Genomic DNA, 18,893 nt, shown 5'->3' with positions numbered 1-18,893 from the left:
ACGGCCTCGGTTCGTTTACAAGGAGAAATCAACTGAAAACGGGAAATTGGGGGTATCAAAATGAGTGCTTATGTTCCTTATGTTGTTGAGCAAACCGCTCAAGGTGAAAGATCGTACGATATCTATTCCAGACTCTTAAAGGATCGTATTGTGTTTGTCGGGGCAGCCATCGATGATCATTTGGCTAACAGTATTATTGCTCAATTATTGTTCCTGGCGGCAGAAGATCCGGAAAAAGAAATTTACATGTATATCAACAGCCCGGGTGGCTCTACTTCCGCAGGATTTGCCATTTATGATACGATGCAGTACATCAAACCCGATGTACACACGATATGTACGGGATTCGCTGCTTCGTTTGGCGCGATCCTGTTGCTAGCGGGCGCCAAAGGGAAACGTTCGGCGTTGCCGAACAGTGAAATCATGATCCATCAGCCGCACGGGGGCGCACAAGGTCAGGCCAGCGATATTGCGATCAGCGCAAAACGAATTTTATGGACTCGTGAAAAGGCAACCCGTATCACAGCTGAACGGACCGGGCAACCTTTTGAAAAAGTCGAAAAAGATATGGACCGGGATTTTTACATGTCCGCTCAGGAGGCACTGGAATATGGTGTTATTGATCAAGTGATAACTTCTTTGTAGAGTATGCCTAAAACCTAATGATCTGCAAGAAACTTCAAGAAATAATACGAGGTGATATCATGTTAGCAAGCTTACAAGGCAAGGAAGTAACTATTCATTTTATAGATGGGACAAATGTATGCGACGGGGTACTGGATCAGATTGACGACAAGTTCGTTAAATACCTTACGCAATATCAGACGCTTGTTATTCCTATTACATCCATTCGCACCGTTTCCATTGACATTAAGGAACGGCAACGCCACAGAGTTGGATTCGCCCCTTGAACCTATTTTAGCATGGGTGGCAATTTCATTTTACGGAGGCCCGATATTTTGAAAATTTCACAGGGAGTAGAAATGCTTCAGCTAGATTTTCATGGGAGTATGATTCACCCCATTCTTTTATGGGATCAAGAAACGGCTGTTTTAATAGACACAGGATTCCCTGGGCAAATGGAAGATTTACGCGAGGCTATGGAAAAGGTAGGCGTGTCGTTTGACAAACTAAAAGTTGTGATTTTGACGCATCAAGATGTGGATCATATAGGTTGTCTTCCTGAGATTTTGCAGGAGTGTGGCCATCATATCAAAGTCTATGCACACGAACTAGATAAGCCGTATATTCAGGGGGATATCCCCCTTTTAAAAGATAGTCACCTTGAGAATCCCCCGAAGGGCAAAGTGGACGATACCTTAATAGATGGTCAGGAACTGCCGTTTTGCGGCAGAATTCGAGTCATCCATACGCCTGGGCATACCCCTGGTCATATCAGCCTTTATTTAATGCAAAGTAAGACTCTTAATGCCGGGGATTCGATGTACAGTGTTAACGGGATTCTCGGGGGAATTCATGTCCCGACCACACCGGATATGGATGCAGCTCATCTCTCATTGAAAAAGTATTTAGATCTCGACATTGCATCCGTAGTTTGCTACCACGGGGGGTTAAGTAATGTACATGTGAATGATCAGATATTAGGACTTACCCAAGGATTATAAAGTTAAAGTTCCTGCAACCCATCTGATGATATATCAGTCATAAAAACATCACTTCACGCGTGCTAACTTGTATATAGATCAGACTTTAACTGAGAAAAAATATATTCTTGCATTTGATCTAAAAGAAGAATGATGTTAGTATCTTTGCCATTTTTCAAAACCCACTGAATAGACATCATTGAGTTAGCAGCATATAGTTCAGCTAAATACTCCAATGCGATCGAAGTTGAAGAATTCTGTTGCTTTAAATAATCTAAACAAGTCCGAAACAAATTTTGTTCAAATTCTTTACGTAAATCAGCTGATACTTCATGAACGGTTAACAATGTTGAAATTTCCAGCTTAATTTTAATCATATTATCGGTTACAAGTTCTATGGCATTGGCCACCTTGCCATCTTCCATGGAATCAAAACGCTGCTCAATTTCAACTTTAAAATCAGAAGCATACTGTTTAACTACTTTTTCTAGCAAGTCGTACTTATCCAAATAATGACTATAAAAAGTAGAACGTCCGATAAGAGCTTGATCACAGATTTTTTTGATCGTAATATCTTTAAAATCATGTTGTTGGAGTAATTCTATCAAAGCTCGCTCAATAGCTATTTTTGTTTTATAAATTCTGATATCTTCATTCATTTAACCACTTGCTCCTTATGTGTAAGTTTTCGAACACTTTATATATACCGTGTAAGATATCCTACAGATTATGCGATACTAATTATTTTTTATGTAGTAACTATACTCTATAGTAAGCACATACCCAAATTGAAGGAGGACAGTATATGTTTAAATCCTATGTCAATAACGAACAGTTCAATCTTCAAATTAATCGTTTTATCAATGATTATTATCAAGAAGATGATCGAGCACAAGCTGACTTGGAAAAAATGATTCCGAAATTAAAAGACACCCATAGCTGGTATGAAGCTTGGCTCAATTTTGCTCAGAAACGCGAAGACAGCAAGGACTATGACTTAGCCTCAGTCTACTATCAAGCCGCAGAATTTTATCTTGCAACCACAGACCCTAATAAAGAAAAAATGTATCAGAAATATAGAGAAACATTCTATAAAGGCTTTCATGATTTTGATTATGAATCCTACAAGATTCCTTATGAAGATTCCTATCTTCCTGCTGTAAAATTATTGACACCTGGAGCTACGAAAACATTGCTTGTCTTTGGTGGGTATGATTCTTATATGGAAGAGATACTTAAAATGATGAAATTCATAAAGGGAATTAATTACAACATTATTGTATTTGATGGTCCAGGCCAAGGAACTGCTTTAAAAAACGGCCTAAAATTCATTCATAACTGGGAAAAGCCCATATCAACGGTGATTGATTATTTCAAACTAGATCGTGTAAGTCTCGTAGGTGCTTCTTGGGGAGGGTATTTAGCTATGCGTGCAGCAGCCTTCGAAAAGAGAATCGATAAAGTAGTTGCTTTTAACATTTTCTATTGTGGTTTAGATGCCTTAAAAATGGGAATGCCAGAAGATACTTACCAGGGCATGATGCAACTCGTTGATCGTAATGAAGTAGACCAAGTGAATTTATTATTCGAACAGATGATGACTCACAATATTGATTTGCATTGGAAGATTACCAAAGGGATGGAAAACACCGGTGAAGCAACGCCTTTTGATCTCATTAAAAATTTCGAAAAGCACACGATGCACGGCATTGGAGCATTCATAAATCAAGATGTTCTTTTACTAGCTGGAGAAGATGATCAATACGTACCCATTAGCCGACTCGCTCAAATCCAACAAGAATTAATCAATGCTGCGTCCATTACAACCAAAGTATTTACTAAAGAAACGGGCGGTGAGCAACACTGCCAAGCAGGTCACAGAGAGTTAGCATTTAATGAAATGAAGAAGTTCCTATAACAACTGTAAATATATATTTTTTTTATGCGCAACATGCCCATCAAAATCGTAGTTCCATAGCTTCAATCGTTGTTATCCAATTGGCAAGTAAAAACCGACTCCAATTATGGAGTCGGTTTAGTCCATTCATTTTCCCCTGTTATCTCAATGGAGAAGTCCGTAATTTCCTCTGAGCTTTTCAATTCATGCGGCCTAGCAAGGTTAGATTTTCGAACCGAAGAACCTTGAAGGAGCGCAAGAAACGAACTTAGATCCACAGCTTCAAACCCTCTTGTTTGTCACTGCAAGTTTAAATAATCAAAATCAACAAAACCACCCGTTGATTTAGTAGCATAATTGAACAAAGCAAAACGGTATCCCATAAAGTGAGGGATTGTATATGACATCTGAAGTGTGTTGCCTATAGCCGTCCAATTTGTGCCGTCAAGACTGTAGTAGAAATATGCTTTATCCATCTGATTTGTAAAATCACATATAAGCTTAAGATACACTCTGTTCTGGGTGAAAGGGACACTTGCCACTTCAGTCATTGCTCCAGAGCTGGCATTCACCATAACAATGGATTTGGAGGTCCCGTTCATCTTTATGCCTACAAATCCATAATTAGCCTGAAAAGCTGCAAGACCGGAATAGTCTCCGTCCTTCATCCCGCTTGTTTCCATTGCAATGATTCCTGTACTTTTCGGTCCAAATGTCCTTTGGGTAAGCGTATTTCTGGCATCCAGAATACTTTTACTCACTTTCCCTGTAGTCATTCTCATAAATCCAGGACGCTGTGTAAGGGACCAATGAGTATTGTCAGGATTGTGGTTCCATTGCCACTCCTTTTTAAGAGTCGCTTCAGAAGACGAGGTTCCTGTAAACGAAACATCGTCCACATAGAAATTCATCAAATCATTTGTTGGGTCTGGGGTTGAACTGTAGGGTGTCTCAATGAAAATAAACGTTTGTGAGAGGTCGGCACCTGCCGGAAGTGTATATGTTCCTTGAATTGTGCCCCATTGGCCCTTGGTTAGCGTGGTGGACCCAAGAATCGATATACCTGTGTAACTTGGACCATTCTGAATACCAAAATTAAATTGCTTAGTGGCAGGACCTTCAGTGTATTTAACCTTTGCAGAAAAATTATACATTCCGCCGGCTGCTACTTTTCCGGTAATTACTTGTTTTGGACCAGCAGCTGTTTGTTGTCTACCGCTGATAAACAAGCTTTTTGAGCCGATGTAATAGTCTGTAGTGGTTGCTGCAACAATTGCAGTGTTATTATTCGTCCACGGGCTTATGGTGGCATTTTCAAATCCACCGTTTGCAATAAGCTGACTGGAGGCTTGAGAAGATGAAAACTCATCAGACGCATAGACCTTCTTTTCGGGATAACCTTCAACAGGAACATCCATCGTAAGAGGAACCTTACCGTTAACACCGAATACCGGCCAATTATTTGACCATGTAACCGGAACAAGATACGGCATACGTCCAATTGCTCCGCTGTCTTTAAACAGCATAGCATACCAGGAGCCAGAAGGAGTATCAACAATTCCCCCCTGTGCAATACCTGAATCATTCAATGACACCTGACCTGTATAGGGTCCTGTCAAGCTACTTGCACGATAGGTTAATTGTGTGCGGTTGCCTCCCGATGGCCAGCATATAAGAAATATATAGTACATTCCCTTGATCTTTTGTATGTGCGCGCCTTCAGCCTTGACTATGAAGCTGGACCCGGCAATATTACTGGCAGCGGAAATAATCACCTGATTAAGTCCCCCTGGCTTGATAGCCTTTGCATCTGCAGTAAGCTCAATAATTCTGATATTATCACTGCCATAAACCAAGAATACACGTCCATTATCAAACAGCAGCGATGCGTCATGATAATAGTTGCCAAGCACTGATGATGTCCATGGACCAGTTTCTATATTGCTGGTTTGATAGATGTATGTTTTGCCGGTAGAATTGGAGCCAAAGGACACATAGTAGATGCCGTTATAATATCTAAGGCTGCTTGCCCACGAGCCTTTTCCATATTCGTTCTCCCCGTTGTTAAGATTTTGTGCGTCATTGTTGGCATACGTATCGTAAACATAATTTACGATTTCCCAATTGACGAGATCATAAGATTTCATGATCGGAACTCCATGATTCATGTGCATGGTCGTGCTAGTCATATAAAAAGTATTACCTACCCTGATAACATCGTTGTCTGGAGAATCAGCATTTATAAACGGATTTGTAAAAGTAGTAGCTGCAAATACAGAAGTATTGGACATCATACTCATGAATAATGGTAAAACTAATAAAAGCACACTTATCCTCCTATACATATTAGATCGCCCCTAATCTTTGATAGGTTCAAAAGCTTTTAGTTTTAGTTAATTAAATTGTAAATAATCCACATAGGCATCCCAAGTCCCGTTATCAGTGGTTACGATCAGTCTGACCTCTTGATTTCCGGTTACATGGGTGATATTAGACAAGGTTTGGACCGTCGGCGTAGTTCCAGTAAAATAAAAGGAACCAACTGTGGTTCCTCCTATTTGCAAGTCTACTCTGGCGGTACTGGAGTTATTCGAAGCACCCCTGACTGAAATACTATGAGTAGAGTTGGCAAAATACTGAGTGTATGCACTATAATCATCATTGGCGTATAAAGCGACCCCATTGAAAGGAGAACTGATCTTCCCAGCGTAAGTACCACCGAGAGTCATATCCTCAGCTTCAACCCTTGTTCCAGTAGTATTGGGTGTAAACTGCCAGTAATCAATATTAAATAAGTTACCAGTCCCTGTTCCGGTAAACACTAAGAAAACCTTGTGGACTCCTGTTGCATTGCTTACAGTGGTTTCGACTTCCTTCCAGGTCTGTGTTCCTCCAGTAGAACTGACATTAAGAGTTCCAACCAGAGGACCCGTTGCACTGTCAAGACGTATTTCTATTTTACCGCCTGCATTGGAGGCTATGTTTGCTTTAAACGTCTTGGCCCCACCGCTACCAAAGTCGGCATTTCCTACAGCGATCCAATCTCCATTGTGTACGTTTGTCACATTAAGATTATTTGTCGGTCCGCCTGATGCTTGACTCGCCTCGGTTGTAATCCCTGCATTCCACCCGATTGTTTCAGCCTCAATCCTATTGTATGGATTAAGATTGGCTATCTGAGGCACGCCTGCCATATTTCCCTGAACCTCTTGTATCGTTACATTCGTATTATGGATAAGCTTGTTAATATTAGGAGAACGATATCCTTTCCCTTCTCCCAACAGAGCCTTGCTGACAGTTTGGGAATGGTACACTACATACCATTGGTTATTAAAGTTAAACACCGAATGATGGTTATTTCCACCAACTCCGAAAAATGCTTGTGGATTTTTCAGGAAATGTCCTGTATAAGTAAAGGGTCCCATAGGACTGCTGCTCACCATGTAGCCTATTTCACCTGCTGGGTAATTTGACGGGTGTGTACCGGAGAAATTGATACAATATGAGTAATAATATTTGCCGTTATACTTATGAATTCCTGAGTCTTCAAACATGTAAGGAGCATCAATGGTTACTGCACTTCCAATAATACTAGTCATATCAGCGCCCAGTTTTAAAACTCTGGCTGTTTTAGGATTTGCAATTGAAGCTGGGTCCGAAGTATTGGGTATACCTCCACCAACATACAGATATCCTGTACCATCATCATCCACCAATACTGCCGGGTCAAAAAGCCATGTAACTCCAGACATTCCAGTTGTACCGTGTGTAACAAGAGCCTTTCCGAGTGGGTCTGTCCATGGTCCTATCGGAGTGTCTGCAGTTAGCACACCAATACCTGAGGCACCATTTGCAAAATAAAGGAAGAATTTATCCTTACCATTTATTTTTTTATGTGCAACGGCCGGTGCCCATGAGAGTGATGCCCATTTTGCAATACCTTTTCCATTATTTTTGTTATTGTATCCTGCGACCGGAATTGCACCGTGGTCTGTCCAGTTCACCATGTCAGCAGAAGATATGACGAATATTTTATTTAGTTCACTAAAATCATTCTCTTTCACCGTTCCATTACTGTTATATACATATGCATCACTTGACATATAGATATAAACCCTTCCATCATAGACCAACGCATAGGGATCCGCCCCCAATTTATGGTCCATAAGAGGATTTGAATTCCCTGGAAGCTTTGCAATTGCATTGTTAGCAGCATGTACAGGTACCATTGGTAAACAACTCAGCAATAATGTAAAAGCTAATAAAAACACCGAAAATTTTTTAATCATAAACATATTACCTCCATTTTTATATATCATGTCTATTAAAAGTTTACAAATTGCCTATGCATAGATTTAATTAGTAATTTTGTATCCTATTTGAAGGTTGGTGCTCCGAAACTTGGACTTGTATCATTTTCAGCAGATGTTATAGCCTCCCTTCTAAATTTGTAACCGCTTTCATTTTTCTGGATGGAGACTCGAATCAAGCCGAATTAGGCAGTTCATCATTTTTATTTTCGCCCAATAAATTTCAGTTAATGGCTTTTTATAATTACCTTGGTTACGGTTACGGTACATACAGCAAACTGCGTTGCACGGGTTCCAGGCATTCTTTTGGATATCAGCGCCTTAATTCACCGATGGCAAGCCATAACAGTCGTCTTCATGCAAGATGGTGCATTCGAGCTGTTTGTGCTCAAATGTCAATCTCCAAATTCCCCTCCCTTCTTTATCATTTCACGTACCGATTGAAAACTTTAACTTTAGAGTTGAACTTGAAAGCTTTTACATAATTACAAAGGAATATTATGTCGTTGGTAAGCGTGGAAGCGAATTTTAGGCTACGCAGTCGGGGAAATGATATCCAGGAATATAATACCATAAACGCCACTTTGGAACAAGTGCGACAGCTTTGCAACTTGTGGAGTATGCTAATAATTCCAGGGTGTTGCGAAGCTTATATTCATGCCATTTTATGCGACTAGTTCTATCCAGAATAGCCATCAATCATGAGTTATCTTACAATTCAAACTTCAATCTATAAATAACATTTATCCCCTCTCATTAATGCCCGATCCTTTTCTTTTAGTCGCCCATTTAGATATAAAAAAACTTATTTCTCCTCAGCGTTCGAGGTGAAATAAGTTTTTAACTGAGTACATTTATCCAGATGAACAGGAGACTTACCAATCGACTTCTTCAAAAAGACGGAAACGCATCTTTTTTTCAAATTTATCTAAAATTTTAAAACCAGATATTTCATCTTCATTTTCTCCAAGTTTTATCATAGTAGCTATTGCTAAGTCTCCCAACTTATAATGGCCTAACAGCTTACCTTGATGTTCCCTTTTTAAAGATAATCCATTTAATTTTTTAAATATTACCTCTGTACGAATGCCTTCTTTTCCGATATGTGTCATTGCTTGATATAAAACTATGGGGTTCTTTTCTTCTAGCAAATTTTCTAACTCATCTATTCAACATTTTCCATCTTCAATTTTTTTTACTATTATCACCTATAATTTTTTTATTTCTGGGTAGGTTAAATGATCTAATCCTTTGTTTGTTCCTACTTTAATTGTACCTTCATCTTTTGACTCAAAAGTTAAACTAACATCCATTATTTTTCCCATTTTAACGTTGCCCCTTTATCGTTCTTCAATATAAAGTTCTCTCTTAATATCACGTATATGCAAATCAGCATTTTTTAAACGGGTTATGGTATCTCTTAGTAGTGTAATTCCTTCAAGTGATGTTAAATTAGGTTTAAAGACACGCTCTCGTCCAGTAAAAAGATATTGCCTCATCAGATCCGCTAAATTAGCGGCTTTTTTTGTTTTAAAAGTGCTGGCGCGTCAGTCCTTTTTTTTATAAAACATCAACATGGTTTCCATATATAGCAAAACTGAGAATGGATGGTATAATGAAGGATGATTTAAAGAAATCTGTAGTGTAGTGAAGGGATGATTCATATTGATAAATCACGATAATCTTGAAGAGTATCGAGACCCGATTAATTATGATCTTGAATTTGGCGGTGAGACTAATAAATACAATTTCTATCTTGATATGGCTAGATTGAACCCAGGCGAGGTTCTGGAACTTGCATGTGGTACAGGATTGACAACCATTCATTTATCAAAATCGGGGATACATATAACAGGTGTTGATATTTCTTCATCGATGCTTGAATATGCGCGGGTTAAAGCTCAAGGTTTGCCTGTGGATTTTATTGAAGCTGATGCTCGTACATTCGATTCCGAAAAGCGTTTTTCCATGATTTATTTGACAGGAAATGCATTCCAGGCATTTTTGAGCGATGAGGATCAACGAGCCTTACTCGAAACCGTTTACAGGCACCTAGAATCAAATGGGATATTTGTTTTTGAAACACGAAACCCCTTGGGGACCGATTTATCCAACCAAGAGGAAAGCATCTGGGGAAATTTTATCGATAAAGATGGAATTAAAGTCAAGATATCTGGGACACAGTCGTATGATTCAAGTAACCAGATCATGCACTGGGTCACATTCCGTGATTGGGGATCGGAGAAAACAATTTCTCGAATTGCATGTCGCTTTACTGATAATGACACGCTTCAGCGTTTATTAACGAGCCGCGGCTTTTGTATTGAAAATCAATATTCCGACTGGGATAAAACACCGTTTACTCCTTTATCTCCTTCCATCATTACTGTTTGTCGAAAACATGGAGCCTAAAACGAATAATCCCGGAATGTTCATCCCAAGTGTTTGACGACCGCGTGTAAGATATCCATGTCATTCGCATGTTTTTGAAGGAACAACAGGCTATTCAGTGATTCCCGGAAAGAAAAATCGCCGAGTCACCCTAAAATATGATCAGGACGTTTACAAAAAAAACGTTATTTGGTGGAATGCTTCTTTAATAAAGTAAAGAATTTATCGTCGTCTGGCAACTCACTATGATAAATTAGCGTGTACATTCAAGTCTTTTTTTGCCTTGGCAACCATTATGGTTTGGCTTGCCTGAGTTTGAAGACACGCCCTAATTCATAAAAAATTCTATTGTTTTCTGCCAAGAATCTGATTGACCAAAAGAATTTCCTTTTAAAGTACCACCACAAGTAAAAACGCCTCCACCCATTTTTAAGTTCAATGTTTCGCTTAAAGGTATAATAAACGGTAATGGTAATGAGTGACCTAAATCCTTATAGTCTAGAAGATTGTATTTGTATTTATAATTGTTTTTTTTCAAAATACTCATTATTTCTACACATGCCTCGTGAGTATTCCAAATATTATCTTGATGGCCTGAAATTAGCAATAAATTTGCATTTGCATTCTCTATTTTTATTCGAGCCTCCTCTTTATTTCTTGCCCTTTCCACACTTTTTTTATATGTAGTAGTAAAACCAAAAGGTATATTCTTTTCTAAGCAATGACGCTGATGGTCGTAAAAAATATCATTATCAACGGGTATAAATGGTAATGATCTCCCTTCATATGACCATGATGAAACATTTTTACCACTCATCAAACCATCCAACGCTTGAAAACAATATGCATGGGGTGCAGAAGCCACAACTTTAGAAATGAAATTATATCGCGCTGCCAAAAGTAACGCCAATTCTCCGCCTTTAGATGTACCATGTACATATATTTCATTAGCACGTGTTAATGGATTTTTTTTAAGCCAAGAGAACACCTTTTCAAAATATTCAAGGGGAATTTCCTCTAGTTTTTTAGGCAATCCCTTTTCATTGAAATATCCAACGGTTAAAACATTAAAACCTCTAGATGCCAATGGTCCTGACAAAAGCGAAAGACCACTTCGTTCACCATCAGATCCACCCAATACTACAATCGTTTTATTATTTGAGTTTTCAGAATAAAATAACTCTCCCATAAATTCATCAGTGATCTGTTGTCTTTTCACTTCCGGTAACTTGAACATACTCTCTAGTCTTATACATTCTCGATCTTGTCTATTTTCACATACTATATCAATAAATACACTATCATCTATTGAAATATTAAGAGCGATATTCCCTCCCTCACTATTAATCTTTTGTAAAGAAGTAATAAGCCCCATACTATCTATATAATCATAAGTTCCAGAATCAGGTTTGTGTTTTGATAAATCAACACTGCCATTTGAATCGGCAGTAAACCAAGCAAATGATTGATACTTTTCACTTACTGCCCATGGAAAATGCATGGTTGCAGTTATTTTCATTTTGCCCTCTGGTGGTAACCCTGTGACACAAAAATTGATTTTTTCATCAATAAGTGCAACTCTTGGTTGTACTTGTAATTTCATCTCGTAGCCTCCAAAGAAAATATAGAACTTGAATGGAAATAGTGCCTATTTTCAATTCCATCATTTAAAATGTTTTCTCCGCAAAATAAAACTATCTAAAGCTCGAATTTGTGCTCCTTGAAACCCTTCCAGGTCTTCAAATTTATAATTTACGTCTTCCTCAAAACCAACGTACTCTTCGTTGTGAGTACCATATATTCTTTTCAATAAACTCCATAACACTTCTAATTCTTCAGTTGTGAATTCATTAAAAATATCTGCCATTAGGCATATTGCTTTCTCACCACATTCCAGCATGACTCTTTTCCCTAATTCCGTGATTTCCACGTTAATGGCACGTTTGTCCCGTTTGCTTGGTGTCGTAATCAAGTATCCTTTATTCTCTAAATTGACTACAAGCTTTTGTGCACTTTGTTTGCTTGTTTCTAACTTTCTTGCAATATTAACAAGTGTCGTTTCATCCTCTGGCAAATGAGCTATTGCCAGCATGATCATGTACTGTCGTGATGTTAATTTCTCAAAATAGTTGTCGCCTTGTATTTGCAACTTATTAGTAACGGAAAAAAAAGTAGCGTAAGTTTGTTGCATTATATATAACTCTCTAAGCGCTTTAGAATATTCCATAAATATATCCTTTTCTTTTTATTGTCACCATACTGACTATAATTACAATAACAGCATTTTGTATTATCGTCAACATGGTGACAATAACCCTTTGGAAATTTAATACATTAAATAAACAATTGTTATTTTGTATCTGGAATCCCTAGTCGTTATGAACGATCAGCCCGGTCACGTCTTTTGCCTTGCAAAGCTTTGGCAAGTCCTTATCGCAGAAAGATACCACCAGCGTTCGCCCACTCGATATTGCGTAATATCCGTTACCCATTTTTGGTTAGGCTTTTACTCTACACACTCAGCAGCTAAGTAGTTTCTCCTAGAGCGACGTTTTCGGCGAATTTTGGACTTGACTAAACTTTCAAAATGAATTGAATACAAACGCTCTACAGCTTGAATAAGTATTCTATTCATTTGGTTCACCTCCATTAGATATGAAAAAAACTTATTTCTCCTCATGGTTCGAGGTGAAATAAGTTTTGAATTAAGTGCATTCATTCAAACGAACAGGAGGCATTACCATTCGATTTCTTCAAATAAACGGAAAACCATCTTTTTTTCAAATTCATCTAATATCTTAAACCCAGTTATCTCATCTTCTTTTTCTCCAAGTTTTATCATAGTAGCTATTGCTAAGTCTCCTACTTTATAATGACCTATCATCTTATCTTGAGGTTCCCTTTTTGAAGACAATTCACTTAACTTTTTTATAATTTCCTCTGTACGAATGCCTTCTTTTCCGATATGGGTCAATGCATGATATAAAACTATGGGGTTCTTTTCATCCAGCAAATTTTCTAACTCCTGTATTGAACATTTTCCTTCTTCTATTTTTTTTACTATATTCATTTTATTCCTCCTTTAAACAGATATTAATTAATGTTCCAAACTGTAAATACTTGCCCCCACTTGAACAAGATCAGGAGATGCTAACTTACCAATGCGTATTCCAATATTCTTCTTTTCAGCCATTGAAGTTGAAATTTGAACAGAGCTAACGCTTAATACCATTTCATTTTGATTTGCATATTTAATAAGAATTTTATTACCTATCATTTTTTTTATTTCTGGGTAGGTTAAATGATCTAATCCTTTGTTTGTTCCTACTATAATTGTACCTTCATCTTTTGACTCAAAAGTTAAACTAACATCCATTATTTTCCCCATTTTAACGTTGCCCCTTTATCGTTCTTCAATATAAAGTTTTCCAAGAATATATAAATTCATTAATCTCTTCAAAAGAATTTTGAGTACTAAAGTATAATTCTTTAATTTGGAAATTAGATTGAGAAAGTTCGGTTAGTAGCACTAACATTTTATTTATAATCGAATCATTATAGTTTATAACTTTATTTGGTATAATCACGAAAACACCTCGCAATTTTGTATGAAAAAAGAGACTATAATTTTACATGCTTCTAGAGAACTATTCTCTGTCTTTTTACTTAACCATTCAGCCATATGATTATAAATCTCTTCTTGTGTATGTTTATTTTTCTTCAATTTTAGGTAAAATGTATTTACTTGAGAAGCAATTGTATCAAAGGAATATTGACATTCTTTGTCCAGCATTATAAATTGTTCCTTCACAAAGAAATAGTAGTCCGCGACATCACTTTTAATTCGTCTCTTTGTAAGTCTATTCAGAGTTATATTCGCCTTTTCATCAACTTTCAATGCATCTAAATTTAGAATCTGAGGAGATAATTCATTTTCGTTTTCCACAAGTTTATTTAGTATTATTTTAATTTCTGCCTCAATTTGATAACTATGATAGTCTGCTCTCCTCTCATTTCTTCTAATAATCTCCTTATTTATGATGAGTAATTTTTTATATTCTTCTATAGTTCGTGGGGAATCAAATTTTTTATGACAATCACGACATAAGGCAATCAAATTATTCAAATCGTTTACATTTTGAGATAATTTCTCTACGTTTTTTAACAATAAGGATTCTTCTTTTGTTGGATTTAATGGGTAAATAGGAGCAGCTTCAAATATCTTCCTCCTAATTCCATTTTTCACATATAGTAAGCTTTTAGAACAGAAAGGGCACATACCTTCTACCTCAGAAAAAAGGATCATATTATCATTTTCATTCATACTTTTTCTATTAGCTTGCATGAGTTCACCTCAAACTAATCAAATGTAATAAGATACAATTAAAGAATTTTCTTCCTTATTTTGACTTTATGTACTTATAGTATCATACAAATGAACTATTGGTCGATGTTACCTGATCTTTTTGCCTAATACTTAAGAGCCATTTTCGAAAAAAAATATTACATTAGTCTTCGTAATTGGCTAACTAAGCTAAAAGCTCACTCCAGTAAATTAAGGAGAAAGCTCTGGTTATAATCATTGTATTATAGTTTAGTTATGATCCAATTGTCATTTTATCAGGAAATACTCCCCTTCTTTAATGAAGCATCGAGCCATTTGTTGTGCTGCTCTGTCAAAATAAAAATGTGTTTGAATGATTTGAATCTTGTATAGGCTCAAACTCAGAAAATAACTTAGTATCTTTATTCAATTGGATTTTCTCTCATGAATCCTTTTTTGGACCTTATCTATACACAACCACAGTCTCATCATACTGTTCTTTATAAAGTAAAATAAATGCTTCCATTCTCAAAATCCCCTTTACGTACTCCCCTTAATATTATTGATTGTTAACATAATCTGAATTAGATGTAATTCCCTTAAATAGAATTTATTTACAATATCTTCGATTTCACTAGCAAACTTTCTCATCTATAAAGAAAGCCTTCTGTCTACACGTATTTCCCAAGCCTCGTACTGCACCTCTTGTAATAAAAAAAGTAACTCCTAATGTGAGAGCTACTTTAAAAAACTAAAATGGCATCGCCATTTGTTTCTACGATTCTTGTAAATAGTTTATATATTTCACTTACGATTCAATAGTAGTTTTTTCTACGAAGTTTCCATTCTCTTTAATAATCATCCTTGCCAACCTTCGTCCCGCTCTCTTAAAGAAAAATTCGTCAGCATAATTCTCTGAAACTATCGGTGAAATTTGATTTATAACCTCATTTTTTTTGTCATATTCTATTTTCCCCATTACATCTTCACTCGGTCCATAACTATATACAACTCTTTCCTCATCTTCGTAATCTTTTAACATGATTATATATACGGCCATTATTCTCACTCCTCATAAATCTTTTCCCAATTCCATGGTCTTCCAGATTCTATAGTTTTATCATGTGCTGTTCTGTAATTCGTATGGAATATGCCTTCAAATCTCGATTCAAAAAGCTCATGATGTAGTAATTGTACATCAGAATCCACATACTTCCCATCCATTAATCTCTCCCACGCTTGTGATAACTCAAAGTCTGGGTCAAATCTCCCGATTCCATGATCTTTAATGTGGGTATCGTTAAAAACATGGTCTTTGATTCTTTGAATTCTATTTTCTGAGAAACCAGTATTTTTAGAAATGGCTTCCACGTCTTGATTTCCTAAATTCCTAAATTTTTCATACAACTCTTCTGCAATAGCTTCTTCTCTAAAAAATTGCTCTGGAGAAATATTACGAGCACCAGTTTCAGCATAATTAAAATCGTCTGATTTTATATTAGAAGAGCGCTGTTCGCTTTCTTTTAAAATATTGGCTTTACTCTGAGTCGATTCAAACTTTACAGACCCTTCCAAAATATTTTTGGGCTTAATCAGCGCTTTGGTTGTCGTAGAACCTATCATCAAACCAGCTGTACCAATCAAATTTGCCATATGTTCTTTTGACCATGCATTTGTGGGATTAAATGCTCCCTGAATCATGCCCGATACTCCAAATGTACCGAAATTGAGCATGTCATTCCATGAATCGTTTTGTTTAGCTGCCCGTTCCATGTACCCTTGATACATTCCCTTCGGAATGCCGTACGACATATAATCCAGGAAGCTCCAGACTGAATCAAATTTTTTCTCATATCGTTCTGAATTAGCTGCTACAAAATCCTGCCCAAGCTCCGTTAAGCTATCCGCCGATTTCTGGAGCGCATTTCGTGTATCTGCAACAGGAACTGTGCAAGTATTCGGTGGAGGTGGCAAGCAACCTGGGTCTAGATTCCCATCCTCCATCATATCTGTTAATCTAAACTTATTTGCATGCTGCCGTAGTTCTCTAGCAATCGAATCTGTTAGTGTAACAAAGTCAGCCATATTCTTCTGAGATGTTTGGAATCTATAATAGAATTGCTCCTTTGTTATCCCCTCCCAAAATCGTTCCATAAACGAAATTTGCTGCGATAACTGACTATTCATTTGCATCGCCGTTTGCTGCGCAAGCTCAAATTTCTTAGAGACAGTTATAAGTTGTTCAGGTGTCACTTTAATTGTTGTCATAATTTACCTCGGTTGAGTTCATTAAGACATAATAACATTATTCAAATTTATGGAAAACCATCTTTATTACTAATTGTTATATGAATTAGAAGACTTAATACCTACGACCTCTGACTTATAAATTATTAACGTTGGTGCCCCTTAATCATATTGTAAAGCCTTTTAACTATACATTTTTTAACTTTAAAGTAGTAGGATCTATCAAAATTTAAATGATTTTTCTATCAAATATTTCAACCATCGTCAAAGCACCAGCTTTGTATCCAGAAATATAATCTGAGGCGGATAATATAGAAAGCAAAACATCATTTAAATCAGATAGTTCTTCAATTAATTCGTAATCTTGTTCCGACAGTCTTGCTTTTAGTGCTTTCATAGAAGCGGATATTTTCTGATGGACTAGCTCAAGCTCAGGGTTTTTAGGTTTGGTTCGTTCGCTTGGGTACCATTTTCCGTAATATAAATCCTCTAAGATACTCATATTCATCTTCTCCTTCATGATATAGATAAGGTTTTGAGTTCGAACACTGAGTGCATTTTGTTCCTCAAAAACAAGGATATCTCAGTAAAAAATCAATACTGATTTTTAGCGAAGATTTCACTAAAGTAATTGAGGACTAATGCCGAGTATCTGAAATGTGACCAGAGGATTTACACCGATTATGAACGCAGTGAAAAAGAATCACGTCCACATCGAGGATAATACTGTATAGGTGGCCGGATTCGGTCCGGTTGCCTATGAGTAAGTGCTGGACGAATTCAGCCCTTCGTGGAAAATAAGCAGGACTTCATATCTTCTACTCATTAATGTTAGAAGCCATAACAAGCGAATTTTTTTAAAAAAGCCTCACTAATTACCAGATTACTGTGGAGGGAACGAATACTTTTTGCCACCCCAAGCCACGAGAAGCGCAAGGAATAAGAGTATGAATAATGCCCATGAAAATGATCCCGCACCAAAAGTTTCAAGCAAAATACCCCCAGTCATCCCGCCGCCAGCGATAGCCAGATTCCATACGGTCGTGTTAATCGGCATCACCATATCCACTTTGCTCTCCCCTGCAGCCTGAGCAAGCGCCGTTTGCAATAGCGTTGCTGCGCCGCCGAAGGTTAAACCCCATACCGTAACAATGATATAGATTATAAGGACATTGGAGTTGCTAAAGCTCATGGCAATAGAAATTAAGACGAAGGAAATAAGACTAATAAGGACAAGCTTACGCAGCCAACGGTCGATGAATACGCCAGTTATCCATATACCTACAAGAGCAGCAATGCCAAAGAAAGCCAGCGCCAGACCCACTCTCTCCCCTATCCCATTGGCCGCAAGAAATGGAGCAATATAAGTGTAAAGAATATTATGTGCTGTCATCCAGGTCAGTACAACCAATAGTATGGGCCGAATCCCCGGTGTAAGGAAGACTGCATAGATCGAAGCTTGCTTATCGGAGGATTGTCCCGGATAGTCAGGCACCTTCCAAAGCACCCACGCGATCAGTATAACAGTCAGTAGCGACATGATTCCAAAAACAGAACGCCAACCCATAAGGTTCCCCAGAAACGTTCCCGCCGGGACACCAATAGCCAAGGCGATGGGCGTTCCAACCATGGCAACCGCCATCCCCCTCCCTTTCAATGTAGCAGAGACCATGCGGAGAGCGTAACCGCCGATCATCCCCCATAGAACTCCAGCCGAAACTCCTGCCAGCAGACGGGCAGCCAGCGTCAGTATGTAGCTAGAGGAAATTGCGGTGACACTGTTAAAAACCAGAAACCCGCAGATAGCCAGAAGTAACAGCGGACGCCTCCGCCATTGGCGGGTAACTATAGCTACAGGGATGGCAGCCACTAAAGAACCGATGGCATAGACAGTGACCAGTTGACCAGCCATTGCGTCTGAAATATAAAGTCCCTTGCTTATTTGCGGAAGCAAACCAGCCGGAATCGTTTCCGTCATAATACAGATGAATCCTGTCATAGCCAAAGCGAGCAGGCCAAGCCAGGGAAAGCGCTCAGATGAGACGGAAGAAGCAATCTTTGCAGTAGTAGAAGAATTATTGCTGGACATTAGCGCAGCTCCTTAATATCGATTTCAAAAC

Annotated in this window: 19 protein-coding genes; 5 read left to right on the top strand and 14 right to left on the bottom strand. The window is 37.8% G+C overall.

The features are described from left to right. Window positions 1-60 precede the first annotated feature (60 nt). Genes clpP through ACWGXJ_RS12010 form a run of 3 tightly spaced genes read left to right on the top strand, consistent with a single transcriptional unit; the run spans window position 61 to window position 1,625 of the window. A complete protein-coding gene (clpP, locus tag ACWGXJ_RS12020; protein ID WP_061830194.1) occupies window positions 61-645 on the top strand; it encodes an ATP-dependent Clp endopeptidase proteolytic subunit ClpP in 585 nt (194 codons plus the stop codon). A 59-nt stretch (window positions 646-704) separates the two neighbouring features. Beyond that, window positions 705-911, top strand: coding sequence for a hypothetical protein (locus ACWGXJ_RS12015; RefSeq protein ID WP_165179676.1), 207 nt, complete (start codon window positions 705-707; stop codon window positions 909-911). Window positions 912-959: 48 nt separating this feature from the next. Continuing rightward, entirely contained in the window at window positions 960-1,625 is a 666-nt protein-coding gene (locus ACWGXJ_RS12010; RefSeq protein ID WP_452566817.1) for an MBL fold metallo-hydrolase, read from the top strand. A 62-nt stretch (window positions 1,626-1,687) separates the two neighbouring features. On the opposite strand, the gene ACWGXJ_RS12005 is transcribed toward ACWGXJ_RS12010, so the two are convergent. Beyond that, on the bottom strand, window positions 1,688-2,263 hold the full coding sequence (locus tag ACWGXJ_RS12005; RefSeq protein ID WP_452566816.1) for a TetR/AcrR family transcriptional regulator: 576 nt from the start codon (window positions 2,261-2,263) through the stop codon (window positions 1,688-1,690). A gap of 146 nt (window positions 2,264-2,409) precedes the next feature. Between ACWGXJ_RS12005 and ACWGXJ_RS12000 the strand changes: the two genes are divergently transcribed. Further along, window positions 2,410-3,522 (top strand): alpha/beta fold hydrolase, encoded by a 1,113-nt coding sequence (locus ACWGXJ_RS12000; protein WP_452566815.1) that lies wholly within the window; start codon window positions 2,410-2,412, stop codon window positions 3,520-3,522. Window positions 3,523-3,800: 278 nt separating this feature from the next. Here the strand turns inward: ACWGXJ_RS12000 and ACWGXJ_RS11995 are convergent, their stop codons facing one another. From ACWGXJ_RS11995 to ACWGXJ_RS11985, 3 genes are all read right to left on the bottom strand, one after another. Next, window positions 3,801-5,828, bottom strand: a complete 2,028-nt coding sequence (locus ACWGXJ_RS11995; RefSeq protein WP_452566814.1) for a beta-xylosidase family glycoside hydrolase — start codon at window positions 5,826-5,828, stop codon at window positions 3,801-3,803. Window positions 5,829-5,894: 66 nt separating this feature from the next. Further along, window positions 5,895-7,790 (bottom strand): carbohydrate-binding protein, encoded by a 1,896-nt coding sequence (locus ACWGXJ_RS11990; protein ID WP_452566813.1) that lies wholly within the window; start codon window positions 7,788-7,790, stop codon window positions 5,895-5,897. A gap of 896 nt (window positions 7,791-8,686) precedes the next feature. After that, the gene (locus tag ACWGXJ_RS11985; RefSeq protein ID WP_452566812.1) at window positions 8,687-8,962 is read right to left on the bottom strand and encodes a hypothetical protein; all 276 of its coding nucleotides are present in this window, start codon (window positions 8,960-8,962) and stop codon (window positions 8,687-8,689) included. 514 nt (window positions 8,963-9,476) lie between these two features. Here ACWGXJ_RS11985 and ACWGXJ_RS11980 point away from each other — a divergent pair. Further along, window positions 9,477-10,223 carry a class I SAM-dependent DNA methyltransferase gene (locus tag ACWGXJ_RS11980; RefSeq protein WP_081112457.1) on the top strand — a complete coding sequence of 249 codons (747 nt, stop codon included), beginning with the start codon at window positions 9,477-9,479 and terminating at the stop codon, window positions 10,221-10,223. Window positions 10,224-10,530: 307 nt separating this feature from the next. Here the strand turns inward: ACWGXJ_RS11980 and ACWGXJ_RS11975 are convergent, their stop codons facing one another. The 10 genes from ACWGXJ_RS11975 to ACWGXJ_RS11930 form a co-directional block, all read right to left on the bottom strand. Then, on the bottom strand, window positions 10,531-11,805 hold the full coding sequence (locus ACWGXJ_RS11975) for an acyl-CoA thioester hydrolase/BAAT C-terminal domain-containing protein (protein WP_452566811.1): 1,275 nt from the start codon (window positions 11,803-11,805) through the stop codon (window positions 10,531-10,533). A gap of 60 nt (window positions 11,806-11,865) precedes the next feature. Next, on the bottom strand, window positions 11,866-12,429 hold the full coding sequence (locus ACWGXJ_RS11970) for a MarR family winged helix-turn-helix transcriptional regulator (RefSeq protein WP_061830185.1): 564 nt from the start codon (window positions 12,427-12,429) through the stop codon (window positions 11,866-11,868). 510 nt (window positions 12,430-12,939) lie between these two features. Beyond that, window positions 12,940-13,272, bottom strand: a complete 333-nt coding sequence (locus ACWGXJ_RS11965) for a hypothetical protein (RefSeq protein WP_452566810.1) — start codon at window positions 13,270-13,272, stop codon at window positions 12,940-12,942. Between the two features lie 27 nt (window positions 13,273-13,299). After that, complete coding sequence (locus ACWGXJ_RS11960) at window positions 13,300-13,590, bottom strand: hypothetical protein (RefSeq protein WP_452566809.1); 291 nt, start codon at window positions 13,588-13,590, stop codon at window positions 13,300-13,302. A 25-nt stretch (window positions 13,591-13,615) separates the two neighbouring features. After that, window positions 13,616-13,738 carry a hypothetical protein gene (locus ACWGXJ_RS11955; RefSeq protein ID WP_452567893.1) on the bottom strand — a complete coding sequence of 41 codons (123 nt, stop codon included), beginning with the start codon at window positions 13,736-13,738 and terminating at the stop codon, window positions 13,616-13,618. Between the two features lie 47 nt (window positions 13,739-13,785). Beyond that, window positions 13,786-14,547, bottom strand: a complete 762-nt coding sequence (locus tag ACWGXJ_RS11950; protein ID WP_452566808.1) for an ABC-three component system protein — start codon at window positions 14,545-14,547, stop codon at window positions 13,786-13,788. A gap of 787 nt (window positions 14,548-15,334) precedes the next feature. Continuing rightward, complete coding sequence (locus ACWGXJ_RS11945) at window positions 15,335-15,586, bottom strand: hypothetical protein (protein ID WP_250261422.1); 252 nt, start codon at window positions 15,584-15,586, stop codon at window positions 15,335-15,337. Window positions 15,587-15,591: 5 nt separating this feature from the next. Then, window positions 15,592-16,794: a WXG100 family type VII secretion target gene (locus ACWGXJ_RS11940; protein ID WP_254330218.1), complete on the bottom strand. Its 1,203-nt coding sequence runs from the start codon at window positions 16,792-16,794 to the stop codon at window positions 15,592-15,594. 208 nt (window positions 16,795-17,002) lie between these two features. Continuing rightward, window positions 17,003-17,275, bottom strand: a complete 273-nt coding sequence (locus ACWGXJ_RS11935) for a DUF6809 family protein (protein ID WP_076294564.1) — start codon at window positions 17,273-17,275, stop codon at window positions 17,003-17,005. Between the two features lie 381 nt (window positions 17,276-17,656). Continuing rightward, window positions 17,657-18,862 carry an MFS transporter gene (locus ACWGXJ_RS11930; protein WP_446676042.1) on the bottom strand — a complete coding sequence of 402 codons (1,206 nt, stop codon included), beginning with the start codon at window positions 18,860-18,862 and terminating at the stop codon, window positions 17,657-17,659. Between the last annotated feature and the right edge of the window lie 31 nt (window positions 18,863-18,893).

This window comes from Paenibacillus sp. S33, assembly GCF_053615415.1.
This window is presented reverse-complemented; position numbering and strand designations above follow the sequence as displayed.

What these genes read in the sequence shown, in the direction of transcription:
- clpP (WP_061830194.1), top strand. Translation starts at nt 61, where the DNA reads ATGAGTGCTTATGTTCCTTATGTTGTTGAGCAAACCGCTCAAGGTGAA.
- ACWGXJ_RS11935 (WP_076294564.1), bottom strand. Translation starts at nt 17,275, where the DNA reads ATGAGTATCTTAGAGGATTTATATTACGGAAAATGGTACCCAAGCGAA.
- ACWGXJ_RS11965 (WP_452566810.1), bottom strand. Translation starts at nt 13,272, where the DNA reads ATGAATATAGTAAAAAAAATAGAAGAAGGAAAATGTTCAATACAGGAG.
- ACWGXJ_RS11975 (WP_452566811.1), bottom strand. Translation starts at nt 11,805, where the DNA reads ATGAAATTACAAGTACAACCAAGAGTTGCACTTATTGATGAAAAAATC.
- ACWGXJ_RS12015 (WP_165179676.1), top strand. Translation starts at nt 705, where the DNA reads ATGTTAGCAAGCTTACAAGGCAAGGAAGTAACTATTCATTTTATAGAT.
- ACWGXJ_RS11960 (WP_452566809.1), bottom strand. Translation starts at nt 13,590, where the DNA reads ATGGGGAAAATAATGGATGTTAGTTTAACTTTTGAGTCAAAAGATGAA.
- ACWGXJ_RS12005 (WP_452566816.1), bottom strand. Translation starts at nt 2,263, where the DNA reads ATGAATGAAGATATCAGAATTTATAAAACAAAAATAGCTATTGAGCGA.
- ACWGXJ_RS11955 (WP_452567893.1), bottom strand. Translation starts at nt 13,738, where the DNA reads ATGTTAGTGCTACTAACCGAACTTTCTCAATCTAATTTCCAAATTAAA.
- ACWGXJ_RS11970 (WP_061830185.1), bottom strand. Translation starts at nt 12,429, where the DNA reads ATGGAATATTCTAAAGCGCTTAGAGAGTTATATATAATGCAACAAACT.
- ACWGXJ_RS11990 (WP_452566813.1), bottom strand. Translation starts at nt 7,790, where the DNA reads ATGATTAAAAAATTTTCGGTGTTTTTATTAGCTTTTACATTATTGCTG.
- ACWGXJ_RS11930 (WP_446676042.1), bottom strand. Translation starts at nt 18,862, where the DNA reads ATGTCCAGCAATAATTCTTCTACTACTGCAAAGATTGCTTCTTCCGTC.
- ACWGXJ_RS11940 (WP_254330218.1), bottom strand. Translation starts at nt 16,794, where the DNA reads ATGACAACAATTAAAGTGACACCTGAACAACTTATAACTGTCTCTAAG.
- ACWGXJ_RS12000 (WP_452566815.1), top strand. Translation starts at nt 2,410, where the DNA reads ATGTTTAAATCCTATGTCAATAACGAACAGTTCAATCTTCAAATTAAT.
- ACWGXJ_RS11945 (WP_250261422.1), bottom strand. Translation starts at nt 15,586, where the DNA reads ATGGCCGTATATATAATCATGTTAAAAGATTACGAAGATGAGGAAAGA.
- ACWGXJ_RS11950 (WP_452566808.1), bottom strand. Translation starts at nt 14,547, where the DNA reads ATGCAAGCTAATAGAAAAAGTATGAATGAAAATGATAATATGATCCTT.